The organism is Vibrio sp. 10N.222.52.C3 (assembly GCF_041474195.1).
In the GTDB taxonomy this organism is placed as follows: domain Bacteria; phylum Pseudomonadota; class Gammaproteobacteria; order Enterobacterales; family Vibrionaceae; genus Vibrio; species Vibrio crassostreae_C.
The window spans coordinates 63,338-77,417 of the sequence record NZ_JBFRTQ010000026.1 but is presented as its reverse complement, the minus strand read 5'-3'; the positions used below and the strand labels follow the sequence as shown (position 1 = coordinate 77,417).

General features: G+C 40.4%; 11 protein-coding genes and 2 pseudogenes. 2 read left to right on the top strand and 11 right to left on the bottom strand.

Going from position 1 to position 14,080, the window contains the following annotated elements; all coding sequences use genetic code 11:
- Window positions 1-176 precede the first annotated feature (176 nt).
- On the top strand, window positions 177-1,226 hold the full coding sequence (locus tag AB4517_RS04175; protein WP_372147939.1) for a hypothetical protein: 1,050 nt from the start codon (window positions 177-179) through the stop codon (window positions 1,224-1,226).
- 57 nt (window positions 1,227-1,283) lie between these two features.
- Window positions 1,284-2,120, top strand: coding sequence for a hypothetical protein (locus AB4517_RS04170; RefSeq protein ID WP_016786862.1), 837 nt, complete (start codon window positions 1,284-1,286; stop codon window positions 2,118-2,120).
- 114 nt (window positions 2,121-2,234) lie between these two features.
- Here the strand turns inward: AB4517_RS04170 and AB4517_RS04165 are convergent, their stop codons facing one another.
- The 11 genes and pseudogenes from AB4517_RS04165 to AB4517_RS04115 form a co-directional block, all read right to left on the bottom strand.
- Complete coding sequence (locus tag AB4517_RS04165) at window positions 2,235-3,602, bottom strand: site-specific integrase (protein ID WP_168524895.1); 1,368 nt, start codon at window positions 3,600-3,602, stop codon at window positions 2,235-2,237.
- On the bottom strand, window positions 3,602-4,132 hold the full coding sequence (locus tag AB4517_RS04160) for a hypothetical protein (RefSeq protein ID WP_372147937.1): 531 nt from the start codon (window positions 4,130-4,132) through the stop codon (window positions 3,602-3,604). The genes AB4517_RS04165 and AB4517_RS04160 overlap by 1 nt, the downstream gene beginning before the upstream one ends.
- An 11-nt stretch (window positions 4,133-4,143) precedes the next feature.
- Window positions 4,144-6,555: an integrase gene (locus AB4517_RS04155; protein WP_372147936.1), complete on the bottom strand. Its 2,412-nt coding sequence runs from the start codon at window positions 6,553-6,555 to the stop codon at window positions 4,144-4,146.
- A complete protein-coding gene (locus tag AB4517_RS04150; RefSeq protein ID WP_372147935.1) occupies window positions 6,549-8,891 on the bottom strand; it encodes a hypothetical protein in 2,343 nt (780 codons plus the stop codon). Before AB4517_RS04150 ends, AB4517_RS04155 begins: the two co-directional genes overlap by 7 nt.
- A 154-nt stretch (window positions 8,892-9,045) precedes the next feature.
- Window positions 9,046-9,324: pseudogene (locus AB4517_RS04145) on the bottom strand (ATP-binding protein); the annotation flags it as partial.
- A gap of 651 nt (window positions 9,325-9,975) precedes the next feature.
- Window positions 9,976-10,212 (bottom strand): annotated as a pseudogene (locus tag AB4517_RS04140) (helix-turn-helix domain-containing protein); the annotation flags it as partial.
- Between the two features lie 755 nt (window positions 10,213-10,967).
- Window positions 10,968-11,570, bottom strand: a complete 603-nt coding sequence (locus tag AB4517_RS04135; protein WP_372147934.1) for a hypothetical protein — start codon at window positions 11,568-11,570, stop codon at window positions 10,968-10,970.
- Window positions 11,571-11,664: 94 nt separating this feature from the next.
- The gene (locus tag AB4517_RS04130; RefSeq protein ID WP_372147933.1) at window positions 11,665-12,144 is read right to left on the bottom strand and encodes a hypothetical protein; all 480 of its coding nucleotides are present in this window, start codon (window positions 12,142-12,144) and stop codon (window positions 11,665-11,667) included.
- 64 nt (window positions 12,145-12,208) lie between these two features.
- Complete coding sequence (locus tag AB4517_RS04125; RefSeq protein ID WP_372147932.1) at window positions 12,209-12,481, bottom strand: hypothetical protein; 273 nt, start codon at window positions 12,479-12,481, stop codon at window positions 12,209-12,211.
- Window positions 12,435-13,145, bottom strand: coding sequence for a hypothetical protein (locus AB4517_RS04120; RefSeq protein ID WP_372147931.1), 711 nt, complete (start codon window positions 13,143-13,145; stop codon window positions 12,435-12,437). Before AB4517_RS04120 ends, AB4517_RS04125 begins: the two co-directional genes overlap by 47 nt.
- 318 nt (window positions 13,146-13,463) lie before the next feature.
- Complete coding sequence (locus AB4517_RS04115) at window positions 13,464-13,997, bottom strand: hypothetical protein (RefSeq protein ID WP_050642874.1); 534 nt, start codon at window positions 13,995-13,997, stop codon at window positions 13,464-13,466.
- Window positions 13,998-14,080: the final 83 nt, after the last annotated feature.

Sequence of the window (14,080 nt, the reverse complement as noted above, 5' to 3'; positions counted from 1 at the left end):
AGCATTCCCGTTACTGGTGGATATCTTGCAGCCTAGTTTCCCTTCATGTGGCATAACTTATTGATTATCAGTTGAGCGAATATGAAAAAGACTGCATTATTGAAGGGTGAAAGACGACAATTTGTCGTCAAATTAGCGTTAGCATTCTGAGCAGACACGGTGAATTCAGAGGTTGGATGAAAGCAAAAGAACTTGTACCTATTGTATTGGAAGCTCTACGAAACAACGTTGATGTTGAGAGCGTTAAAACGCAATACAGTATTTCAGAGGAGGTTTGGCATCGAGTTAGTGAAAAGGTTTACTCTCAAAACTTGGAACTTTCTAGAAAGGAAAGGCTAGAAGACCAAGTTAAAAGTAATGTCTCGTGTACTGAACTAGCTACAATCGATCAAATGTTTGAGGCAGTAAACTTTCTCGCATCAAAAGCATTATGCCTACCTACAACAGTTACTTTGTATCAATATGAGCAAGTTAATTCATTTAGACATCGTGAGTACTTTGATGAGAAAGCACTAATACTGTTTATAGAAAAGTTGGTGATGAGCCCTAAAATGAGAGCGCATCAAAAGTTAGGTCGGTTTAAGCATTACCCCGTATTTCAGTCATTTGTGAAGTACATTGACTCCGCATTAACATGCTATTACAGAAAGAATTATCAAAGTTGCTTCTTGACGTTAGCTCCTATCATCGAAGGTGTATTGCTCAAGTGGTTAGGTTATCGTAAAGGTGACACTAAGCCGAAATTTGACGAATTAAAGAAGTTTTTCAGAAATGGACATCGACGAAATCCGTGCCCAGGTAATCCATTATTCTATCATTTGTATGCAAAAGCTTGTGACGAAATATTATCAAATCACTTTTATTTGAATTCGGGTCAGGGTTTAGCTTATGGAAGCTTCAATCGACATCTAGCCTCTCACATGCTCACGGATGACCAATTTGCCACTAAAGATAACTGTATTCGCCTTTTCGTTTTAATTGATACTATGACAGAACTGTATCTATATGAGACTTGCTGTAATGACCCAAGGTTCTATCTAAAGCATGAAGAGGTCGTTGGAGACTATATGGCATATTCAAGGCTGATGTTAGAAGGTGAATCGAAAGACTCGTTAGAAATGGCATTACTACAGGATAATGCTAACAATAAATTTAGGAGTGATTCACAACGCTCGGCGTCCTCAGTCCAAGCGATTTTAGCGTTTATGGCACAATGGTTTAGGTGAGGTGTTAGCGTTGTTTACCTTAATTTGGCGTTATAACGATCGGGAATATTAAGCATTTTGGAACTAGTTATAGTTGTTGATGAGTCTGGTGAGAAAGGCAGCTCACATAGAAAAGAAACACAGGCTAGAGATTTTGGTTTAATGGCTGCTTATTGCCTTCCAGCTCATGGTCTGGAATATGTTAACTCTAGTTTGGAGCGTAAGTTTTCCCACCTGTTTCAAAGAGGCGTAAAGCCACATTTAACTGATTTATCTCCACAAGAAAGAGAACGGTATCGCGCTGATGCTCTTGAGTTTTTAGAGTCTCACAAAGTTAGTTGGTCATACTCTGCAATCTATGTGAATGGTTTCCATGATCAAATGAACAAGCGGAGGGGTAAGAAAAATCTACATGAGGCATTATTTGGTATGCTAGTCATCAAGATAATAGCTCTGGCATATTCAAAAAACACTAATGTACCAATCAAGCTTAAAGTCATAAGTGACAATTTAAATTCAGGTGAAATAGCTAAGTTTAAAAACGAACTGATAAGTTACTTAGAATTTATTAAAACGGGGACGATGACGTTCTTACACCCAGTTCGTAACAAAGAGCCTTCGTTGAGAAGAGTCGACAAGTTAGTAGCTGCGATACCTAAGGAGTTTCATACTCACTGGGATGTTTCATTTAGCATATCGACGGAAGTTTCGCCATTAACTTTTGTGGCAGATGTTCTGTCTCATACTACGTACAAGTTGTTGCAGGAAAACATAGCAACAAGTGAAGTGCCTCCAGATAAACTCAATCACGAAAGGCTTATAGATAACCACCCGCTTAAAGAATACGCAATTTGCTTGTCATCAGAAGGCTTAGAATTTGCTGAAGACAGTTTCTATCGGTACAAATCGTTATAACAAGCGTTTAAAGTTTCAAGATACTTTTTCTTATCTGATACTAGCGTGTTAGAGCATTTTAACTAACACGCTTTTGTCCAAAAACGAGTTACATGATCGCTTGATGATGGGCTTTTACTGTAACGAAGATACAATGCTTTTATCTATATCAGATTGAAAAGCTCCCAATAGTTTCTTCATCTCACCGAGTGCTGCGGTAGGCGTTAACTCCTTCCTTGCTATCTGCTCTTCTAACAACTCAATCTGACGCTTTGCCAAATCAACACTCGACTTTAGAGACACTGCATTATAAACCTCTGTGTAGCCGTGAATATCTGCAAATGCGAGGTCAATATAAGTATCTAAAGAGCTAAGATTTGTATGGCCTGTCCATTGCTGAAGCTGCATTTTAAATGTTTGTGTATGAAGCAGGTGCTTTCGGAAGTCGTCCTTATCATTCACTTCTTTAGTGGCAAGAATAAGCTCTTTTAGCTTGTCGGTAACAAACGCGTGCCTCCACAGATGCGGATGCACAGGGCTTTCGATACCAAGCTCTTTCCTCCACTGGTTCATATACGTTGTCCATGAGTCGGCAGATAGGCATTGACCAGACTTTAAGTTGATAAAAAGGTAATCATGCTGACCTTTCTTCTTTCTCAGGACTTTCTTACGAACTTTAATGTAATCTGCTATCACTGATAACAAAAGATGTGGAACAGGTATCTTTCGAGTGGCATTGTCGTCTTTACGTTTTAAAGTGGTAAGCGTGAGCATACCTGTGCGCCTAGCTTCCTCGTAATCAGTCAATTTAATTAAATGAAGCTCCGATACACGAGCACCTAATTGCTCCATTGCAGTATATAGCGCCATGTCCCTTCTGCGTTTATCTTTATTTTTCTGAGTCTTTATAAACTCCCAAACACGCAAGGCATCATCTTCTGAAACAGGGTGACGTTTCTTTATCTCGTCTTTAGTTGGTACAGCAGAATGCGTAATTTTAGTGCCTTCAATGAACCCTTTATAGCCTTCCTGTTTGCGTTTGTAATGCTTCTCAAGTATCTGAATTGAGTTACTTTTATCTTTGCCAATGAAAGCACTCAAATCATGAAACCCTTGGATAAACTGTAAAAAATCCAAACAGGTATGCGCAATCTTTATAACGGAGTTATTCTTGCGTTGTAGTTCGCCAAGTGGTGTTCTTTCCGCCTGTAATGATTGAACGAAAAGAGTGAATGTTGCGTCAGTAAGTTGACTAAATCGGCTCAATAGTGGCTGTTTTTCAATAAAGTGAACCAAGTGGATGATATCGTGGGCATACCCTCGAATAGTGTCACTTTTTAAGTTTCTCGCTATCAAACTATGGATGTAGGCATTGGCCTCATAGCAAGGAGTATGATTACTGTAGGTTACAAAAGGAATATCCAGTGGTTTACGAAAGACAAGCTGCCCATCAAACCCAAGATGACTCCATTGCTCAAAGTTTTTAAGCTTACGAACCGCCATCATAGCTCTCCATTCAAAGTGAAGTTCATCTGCGCTTCAATCTTCCTATTGTGCTCTCGATAAAGCTCCTGTCGTTCTTCTACTGTTCCTTCATGATTCGCTAGTTGCTTTAATCTAGAACGCAACTCTGAAACCATAACGGTCAGTAAAGAATTGCTGCGCTGTGCAGCATCTAACTCCGATTCAAGCTCAGAAACTTTGTGCTTTAAACCCACGACAGTTTGCTTGTTTCCTTTAGAAGCTTTCTCATTGTGATGTACAGCCTCTACCGCCAGTTTTGCATTAATACGAAGCTCATCTAATGATAAGAAGCCTCTTTCCAGAAGTGCTTCTGAGATGCTTTTGACCGTGTTTAATGAGCATGATGTGATATTACGCTCTTGATTCTGATATTTAGCGATACCAGATTGTGATTTAAGAGCCTTAATCAACTCCTCATCATCTTTAAACTCAGTGGGAGATGTGATTATTTCCCTCAACAGCTTTTCTGTTTCAAGTACCTTTGTTTGATTTTTCTCTAAAACTTTCATTATCCTAACCCTCAATCAAGGTCTTTGATTTTTAAAATTAAATTAAAGGTTTGAGTTGTATTCCCATCAGCATCTTCAATGGAGAGGAACTCTGGTTCAAGTGTGATTCGACCTTCTTCTAAAAACTGAATAACCTCTGTTTCGATGTCCTGCTCTTTTTGAAGTTGGCTTATATGAGGGACGGTTAGATAAGACTCATCATCGTAATCCTCTGCGGCTTCACTCACTGACTCTATCGTGATGGGTGTTGAACTATCACCTGTCAGGCGTTCTGCAATGATTCTGCGAACCTCTTCGATCCCTTCTAATTTCGCAAGTTCAGAGGTTGAATCGACCACACCACGAACAATTACACTGGCTTTAGCTCCGTTTAGTACCGCCCCAGTTTCCGACTCAGAGATATAATGGTATAAGTGTTCCATGTCTGAATGTCCGAGCATACAGCGCAGAGCATCCATGCCATCAAATCCTTTTGACCAGAAGAATGCCATCGCAAAGAAGCGCCTCAATTGGTGTTGGCGAACATAATTACGGTGGTACTCACCGTTGTCATACTCTACCAAGTCCGTTTCTAAGTAATCACACACAGCATCAAGGTGCGCATTATAGGTAGCGTGATGTACCTGACTTAACTGCGAGCGCATTGAATCGAGGTTGTTAAACAAAGATAACTTTCCTTTGCATAACCTCAACTCACTCGCTTTGATGTTAAATTGCTCCAGTTGCCAAATGAACCTTGCGATAGATAAGGGAATTGGTCTTTCTATTGTTGCGTTCCCCCCTTTTGAGCCAGTTTTTTTTACCTTAAATATCAGGTTGTACTCTGTTTTTGCACCCGCTTCTGAAAAGGGACTTACATTAGGTGAAAGGTTGCCATGTGACTTCAACTTGATTAATTCATCTTGTCTTCGAGCCATGATTGCACCTACTAAGACTTGTATTGCCCCTTGCAGTACAGAGAACAAATCAAACAAGCTCTCATTAGCTCGAATCCGCTTAAAGCGATTTTCAACGCTATCAGCAAAGGCTTGAACCTGCTTTACCCCTTTTTTAAGGTATTCACTACTCACACAGTTGATTGCCTCCGTTTGAAACCAGTACCCTCGCTCTGTGCTAGACATCCCCCGATGCAGTTCTTCATTCCAAGCTAGAGCGTGTGGTTGTGGGCGGAGTGTGTTGGATTTTTTTGCAGTAGATTTACTTCTTGCTGTAGACAGCACACTTAATGTTTCATCGAGTAAAGTAGTAGAGCCTTTCTCTATAGGTAGATGCTCTTTGGCAAACTCATAGCACTGACGAATTAAATTAAACACAAAGGTAGGTGGCAAGGTGCGGGTGCGCCCTGCTTTTTTAAAGCTAACTAACTGGCTAATGTGACCTGAGCTGACACGCTCGGACAAGATTGAAGGGGTTGCCGCATCTTCACGCTCAAGGTTGGTATGAATCAATCGAATTGCTTCAATGTAGGTCGAGATAGTCTGTTGATTCGTGCCAATTGAATCGTCTTGATTCTCAACCGCTCGATACTCTGAGTTTCGCCTTGGCGCTTTGAGGTGAAGTTCTGCGTAGTTGGGAATCTTGATGTCGTGGTAAAGCATCTTACCTTTAAACAACATCTCACCCAGCACAGAACCTCTGCCAGTGTATTTTGTGCATTCTCCAGTGTAATAATAACCTTGCTCAAAAAGCCAAGCACACGCCTTCTCTCTCTCTGCTAGAAATAAGAACCTTTCATCTTGCGCAATGTCTTGTGTAATGTAGGGGAAATTTTCTTTAAATGTTTGTGCGTCCGTATCAGAAATGCTTTGAGAAGCGTTATTAAGTAATACCTTGGTATGTTTATCAATTTCATACACACCTTGAAAATTTCCGTGCTCGGCGTATTTCGTCAATATGTTCAACCAAAAGTCATCATTCACATTCAGAAGGTGATATTTTGCTAGCTTCAATTCTTTCGAGTGCAGCAAGACCGCATTGATGAGAGCAATAACTCTGTTAACTTTTGAGTAAGCAGTTGTTGGACTGATAACCTTCCCACCGTTTTCAAGTGGATTATCTGCAGCCGTAATCCAGTATTTAAAGCTGTTTAACAGCTTTTGGTGTTTTTTATCCGTGAGTTTCTTACCGTCATCTAAGTAAACCGTGTCCCAATGTATCGTTTTTGGGTTTTTGCCAAATGTTAGTACCCACTTGTTTTCAGGAAAGCTGGATTCTAACCATTCGGGCTGTCTGTCATCGTAACCGTAGATGCCAGTATGGATATTCGTGATGATATCTAATGCTCGATAGTCATCATTTGCTACTGAGAAATTGATAATATCTTCAAGGGTCTCGGCACTTAAACCATTTAGAACCGAATGGTCTTCCACGATGTTTTCAATGAGGTTAGCAATAGAGGAATTGTCGATAGCAACACTTAACATAGCAGTGCTCCCTTAATCGAGTCAGTATCTAGTGTGTTATTGGTTGCAATATCTAGCATTCCCATCAAATCATCATCCGCACTATGCTTGCCTGAACTCAGGGTATCTAAAACAAACACCGCTGATTGATACCAGTGAGCAACAATATCTAAAAAAGATTCCTCATCATCACTACTCTCAACAACAAAGCGTATCGCCATCAACAACTGCAAAAGTGATGTCGATATAGTGTATGTTAACTGGTCAAACCCTAATGATTCTGAAACTTCACTGTCAGTAGTCGTCTGCTGAGTAAAACCATGATCGAAGTGCTCTGGAATGTTGCTTATGCCGTGATTACTCAAGAACTCCTCAATGTCTTGAGCGCTCATGTTCACAGCATCAAGTCGATGCACTGAATCCTTCATGGCTTCAAGTAAAATAGCGTTCTGGAACTGACGTATCCAACGTGCATTAAAGAAGTCCACTAACGGCTTAGGAAGGTAAGATGTCAGTAGGTTTACATCCTTCTTTTCATGACCAAGCGCCTCGGCAACAGCATCCATTGAACGTGTTTCCAAATAAATTTGAAAGCCTCGGTGTCGTCTAATGGAACGTAACGAATGGATATCGGAAATGGCTTGGGCATCTTCCAAGGTTATGTCGCTGCTCTTATCAAAGAGTGTTTCACATTGAAGCCAATTATAAAAATCATTTGCTGCATAAAGAGTACTATTGAGATTGCTTGGACGTATCACACTGGTAGCGGTTGAAGTCAAAATCATCTTTCGCCAATTCACATTCCCTTTTTGCTTCAGGTATTCACGGCTCATGCGAGTATGGCGCATCAAGAACTCAACTATAGTTTTAGAAAACTCATTGAGCACTACTTCTTGCTGCGCATTGGTAGACCCTTTGCGTGATTTGTGACTGACCGCAATGTGCTGATTACCAACTTGCTTATAGCCCACCATATTGCCATTTACATCAAATAAGTCCCATTTTGCTAACCAAGACGGTGTTATCAGAGGATGCTCCATCACAAGAAGCGTCAAAAGAACGTTCATTGTTGAACTGTTTGGTAGATTTAACTCTGTTTTGATCTGACTAGCATTTCGACGAAATCCCAAAAATGATAAATAGAAATAGCCTTTTGCAGCGATGCCATGCGCATAAAAGGTTGCTACTGTATTATCTAGCTTATCTTCACCGACAAAGTTTTGATATTTTCCATAGCCTGCCATGCCGCTCAATGGTTTAACTAAGCCTGTGCTCTGAAAAGCTTTATTTCTATCTTCTCGCTCTAAAAGCTCTTTAAATTTCAAGAGACACACATGCCTGACGTGCGCCATGTCTCGGTCTACACGTTGCTGAATAATTGAAACAGCCTCTTCATCTTTAATTTTGAGTGGAATGTTAGCAAACCATCGAAGGTTTTCTGGCTGCGTTGCATTGCCACCAATTGAAAAGGTGGGCGCTGCATCTTTTGGGTCTTTCCAGTCTGGAACGATGAATGGTTTGTGAGGTTCAGCAAAAACACCCGTATTGATAAAGCACTCGGTATAATAGTTAATGGTATTTCGCCACTTAGCATGAAAACCTTTTGGGCAGTTATGGGCTGCTTGGGAGCGCACAAATAGCACTTTAAACACCTTATGGAAAAGTAGCTGCACATAATTACGACTTAGAAGGGTTTCTATTGTCAGTCCGCCTCGGTCATTATAAACCGTGGAGATGCCCACAAAGAGTGTTTTGAGTGAAGTTAATGCTTGGGTCAGAGATGATGATTTTTGTGTAAAAGCGTAGTTTTTAAGAGCTAGATGAACCTTGTTGGTAAACGCCTCACCAAAATTAACATAAAGCGTATCCAGATGAGCCTCATGTTCCTTGCCTTCTTTTGATAGCACCTGCCAACCATCAAGGTAGTCAGATTTTGATTTATCTATATTAAGCTCTCTGAACTGAGCTAGACAGGTCGAAGCGTATTCTGTGATTTTTACATGCGAAAGCTTTACTTCATCAAGAGTTAAATTTTTATCTTGCGCAATGTAGCAGAAAAGATTTTTGAGTCGATTACCAATCTTATATCTATGCTTGATAGTGATATCATCATAGTTATAAACAAAGCCAATGAGCGACTGGAAGTGTGCATTAAGTGAGCTTGAATCATTCAGTATTTCCAATGCACTGTAGTTACCTTGTTTAACCAAGTAGCAGTAAGCTGCATAAATATTCAATGTTGGTTGTATAAAGTTTGGGGAGACTGAGGATTCAGCAGCAAGCGCTAGGTAGTTAGAGTATTCGACTGACAGTGCAGTTTTTAATAAAGAAAGCTCATTTAGTGTTTTTACATTCACAACCAAACCTCATAAATTGACAACTAATAGATACACTAGTTGTCATAGTAATCATTGTCAATGTAAACTAAAGGCATTAATTAGCATTTTAATCATTATCATTCAACAAGTTAGTATGGTTTTGATAATCTATAATTATTGGGATTACATTTCTCTCATCTAAGAACAATAAACCGTTATGCGCTAAAGAGATCTCTCCGGGGCGAGGCACCGAACCACCACCCACTAATGCCGCCATTGAACTGGAATGGTGAGGAGAGCGAAAAGGTCGTTGCTTCCAGTTGTATTGATTGATTTCTTGTTGCGTTAACGAGGCCACCGACGCGGTTTCCATCGCTTCGTCATCACTCATTTCAGGTAATAGGTCACGCAGTCGAGAAGCGAGCATAGTTTTTCCGGTTCCGGGTGGGCCAAGAAACAACTTGCTGTAACTGGTATCACCCCAACTAGTTAAACGCTCTTGAACTGTGGTGTACTCAACAACCCCGCATTCACTGTGAATCTGTGAGATTCGAGCTAGATGCGTGTTTCGTAGCGCTCTGTACTGCAAAGCTTTCATACCTTTGCGTTTGAGAGTGGCTGAGGTTTCACCGATGAATGCAAAGAACCCATCAGCAAAGCTTGCTGCTGTTTCGTTTCTCTCTGCGACCTGCTTGTGTGTCTCAACCTGAGCATTCTCTTTGTCAAACTGAGCTTGATACTCATCTTCGGTCTGAATCTTTGGTGGTGCGTATTTTCTGAAACGTTTACCCAAAGCAACTTTTCTGTGTATCTCTCTGCGTTTTAGTTTATGAGACTGATCATGCTTGATTGCACTGAGAACTAAATCAAATGTCGTGTCTCTACGTATAGCCCTGTCTGTGTTTTTATATTTGTTCTTCTTAGAAGAACTGTTAGTGCACAATTTTGATAGTTTCTGCGTGCACAAAAATGACTTTAAAGAATGGAAAGCTAGCTGCTTGATAAGCTCAAAATTGAATGAGTAACGATTGTTCTGAAACTTAGCCCCTTTGATATCAATATCTCCGGTTCTAAGTTGTTTCTTGGTTTGTTTATTCGAGTCTGTTTTAGATAGCAAACCAACTTGTACCAATAGCTTTGTCGCGTTGGTAACAGTGTTTCTATGGATTCCCAGTTCCGCAGCTATGCGTTGGGTAGACGGGTAAGCACACCCCTTCGATGGATTGAAGAACTTAGCAATGCGAATTGCTACTTCAATGGCGGTGCGCTCTTGCTTGCCTGCAGGGGAAATCTTAGATAGATGCTTGATTAGCTGGTTGTGGTGGCGTACTTGAGGTGTTTCTTGAACTGTTTCGGACACAAAGTGATCTCTTAGCTCTAAAGAGTAGAGCAAACTATTGCCATTCGTAGCCCATAAATGATTTAATCCGACTCGTTCGGTTGTTGGACACTTCCGAACAAGCCCAGATTGATCTCTTGGGCAACTGGTGACAGCTGATTTCTGTTACCAAACCACAAGAACGAGTTGGCGCTCTTTCTTGTGACAGGAAACCCGCACACTAGCGGGTTTTTTTGTATCTGCTGCAAATGAAATAACTCAGCATCACGCGCGACTATCTACACAATTTCGTCAATGATCAATCAAGATCTACTCTTCTAATAACTGACTGATCAGTAATTGATCAAATCAGTACAAACCGTGATCAGTTCAGTCACTAGTGACTTATTTTCTCTTTAGTTCCATAAACTTAAGTCACCAGTGAAGCATCGACATACAAAAACCTAAACAAGATAATGACTTAAATTATTTGTATAGAGACTCGATTAATATGGATTTAAATTCCGCAGCAGATATCTTGATAGCTAGTCACTCAACAGTACTTTTTGATGTCGATGATCTGACAATCCACCAGCTCGATAATGGACGTGTTTTGATAGTAAAAGGGGAGCATTGTTTTCTCATTGAGAGAGAAAGAGATAAGACTTGATGTAGATATAGCTCTAAAACGATCTGAGTGAAGTTTTAAGAGCTTCTTAACAATTGAAGCGTGACTTATTAGCTTTTCAATATAAAACGCTCTCAGTGATCTTCTGAGAGCGTTTTACTTAAAAGACTTAGTCTAAATTTACACTAACTGAGTTGTTACTTTCGTTGATACCCGCCATTTCAAGTACTTCTGAGTCGCTATTATCTAGATCAAACTCAACATAGTGACCATATGGCAAACCTTCATCACTCTCATGACAGTGCACCTCATATTCCAAAAGCTGCATCTCTTCATAGGTAAGGTTCAATTCTAAAGACAGTGCTTTATTCATGCCTACTCGATCATCATCACCATCAGAGTCAATGATCGTTAGAGGTAACACAAAAAGCTCAGCTTTCTGAATCCCTTTGTCTTTCCAGTTCCTCAATGGACCAGACCATAAGTTACCTCTGAGGTTGGAAGACTCAGTCAGTCGAGTGGCATTCCAGCGGTTAATCTCTCTAGTGCCGTCAACCTTATAGAGCACAACTTCAGCTTCTTTTGATTTAATAAGTGCATGCTTAAAATCAGTTTCATTTTCAGGAAAGAAACTTAATGTCGGTTTCGTATCCGGTTTACCCTCAACTTGATCAAGTAATCGTTTAATAACAGCTTCCGGTGTATCAAAGCCTACGGCTATCTTCTCTAAGCGAGAGTATGTTTCGTTGGATACCTCAATATTTCGAGTCATTTGATTCTCCTTTTGCTCAACAACCGAACAATCATATGATTGATCATATATGATAATAGATCAACCATATATGGATAATTTTTTGATGAGGTATCTATCTATTCATCAAGTTCCGGCAGCTTGCACCCTTAGCTACGATAACGTTCTTAAGATCTTCACCATCAAGAATCTGTTTTGTGTTATCCATGTAAGTCACCTCAACTCTGTCTAACGTCATACAGTTAGCACCAAAATCATAAAACGATGGACCGAAGTTACCGGATATAGCTTTCTCTTTTAGATATGGACCCGTAAACCGATAGCCCTTGGAAGTATCTCCACTGATATCGTCAGCTTGAACCTCTCCAACTCGATCATAATGCTTAGCCCAAAAATCGAAGTACTTGATAGGCTTATCAGTCATGTTGAATGCAGTTAGATACACCTTAATACCGCCTGCACTATTTGGATAAGCTTGATAGTAATCAGTGATGATAATCGGTTTTGTTGTATCTGCTCGATACTGCTCAACCATAGGGTTAGCACAGCCAGATAGAATTGCCGCCCCAAATAAACCAATAATCGCGTTTCTCATTTTTATTCCTCTTTGTGTAGTGAGGTGCGAATCTTAGGACGGCATTTAATCGGTGTCGGGTGTTTTAATGCTTGGTAGCTCGATGCTCTCTCATTACTTCCTTAAACACCTCTGCAAACTCCGGACAGGGCTTTACAGGCTCTTTAAAAACATACCTTGGAACGAAGTACTCCCTAGGGCTCAAGTTGAGCCTTCTCGATGCCTCGAAGCCTCTTTGCAGCCATTCAGTAGGTTGTTTGTATTGCTCTGCTAGATCTGACAGTAAAACCCAATCAAATTGCTTAACTTCTTCAGGTCTTAGTACCTTGATGCTGCCTGCATTGTATTCTTGTTCCATTAGCTTTCCTTAGCTGTTCATCTAGCCCGTTCGGGCTGTATAGGTTTTGATGTGTTATTTGAGGGCTTTTAGTAGTTATTTTTAGAGGCTTAAATACATAACTAGACAACACTTTCTCAGAACCGCTCTCAGACCAGTTAGAACAAGGGCTCTGAGCGTTTTTTGAAAAATCGTTTTTACCGAAAACTTGAGGGTCAGTTTTGACAAGTGAACGAGCGATAAAAACGGCTCTTCTTCCGATAGAGACACTCGTTTTTTTAATGTTTTTTAGACAGTAATCAGCCCACCCTAAAGAGTAGACTTCAGTGACCTGGCGCTTGCGTGCTGCACTCTTGATTTGTGGTTTACCAAGTGATACCAAAAGAGCATCTAGTAGCGCCTGATGCTGCTTTTGTTTGATTTTGATAGTGCCGTGTATATGCGGATTCTTGAGACAGTCGTTTTCGTATGCCAGCTCTAGTGAAAACCAAAGCTCATCGGGGCTAATACCGTGGGTCTTGAGATGACGTTTGAGATTCTTTGCGAGGTAATCGATAGGGTTGCCTGAGTTAACAGCAGCTCGGTAGGTACTTTTTTCGATACGGACAGTGATAGCCGCCAGCATTTCATCATTGCTGGTGGTCATCATCCTGTATGTAATTGTTCGTATCTTATTAATATCCATACCGAGCCGCTGTTAGTTAGATTTAAGCAATCTGCTTTAAATCCAACCCATTCACAGTCGCTCGGAAAGGGTTAGTCAGAAGATATTTATCTATCTCCGATAAAAAGTTAAATGCATTTTCTGCAAGTAGACGAAAGCCGCATTGTACAAAACGCAAATATAAGAACAAATCACACAAGATTGTTCAGAACTTGAACCACTTAATCTAAAAAAGCGATTAACAAAGACAAAACAAACGAAAATTGTCATGTATAAGATGCATATAGCAATGCGAAAAATAGGTTTCTATCTGAGTTCAACTTGAACAAAAAAACCGCCCTAATGGCGGCTTTCGGCTTCTTCGTTGGTAGATAGTTCTCTGAACTGTTCCCGTTGGGATTGTCTTACCTCTTCAACATCACTCGCGGTCATTTCTACAACTGTAAACTCCGGTAGTTCTTCGGCATCAACAATCTCGTCAACATTGAGGATTTTTGCACAGGTAGCATAGTTTTTATTGGCTATGTCTGTAATGAGCTTCAATGCGCGGAGATCATCATTGAAATTACCAAGAGGGATATTGTCTGTCACACTCCTTTGAGCAAACATAAGAGCTCGTCTGGTAATAGTGTTAAGCCAATTTAAATGGTCAGCTTTAAGCTTTTTCCCCTGATCAGATGAATCATCCAAATCAGAAGCTTTTAAAGAGGTAGGCTTTTTTATTTCGTCTTCATTGAATCTGCTACGCAAAGTGGAGGCATTGATTGATACGATCTCCGAGACTTCCTTGATAGTCGAGCACTCACCGCTTTGATAAAGGTGGCAAGCGTACTCATATTTTTGTTGATCGATATTCTTAGCTTTGTTTCCCATACGCACATCCTTTACGAGACTTTCACTACTTTTTAAGCCCCTTAAGAACGTCTTAAGACACCAGAACCACAAATTTTACACGG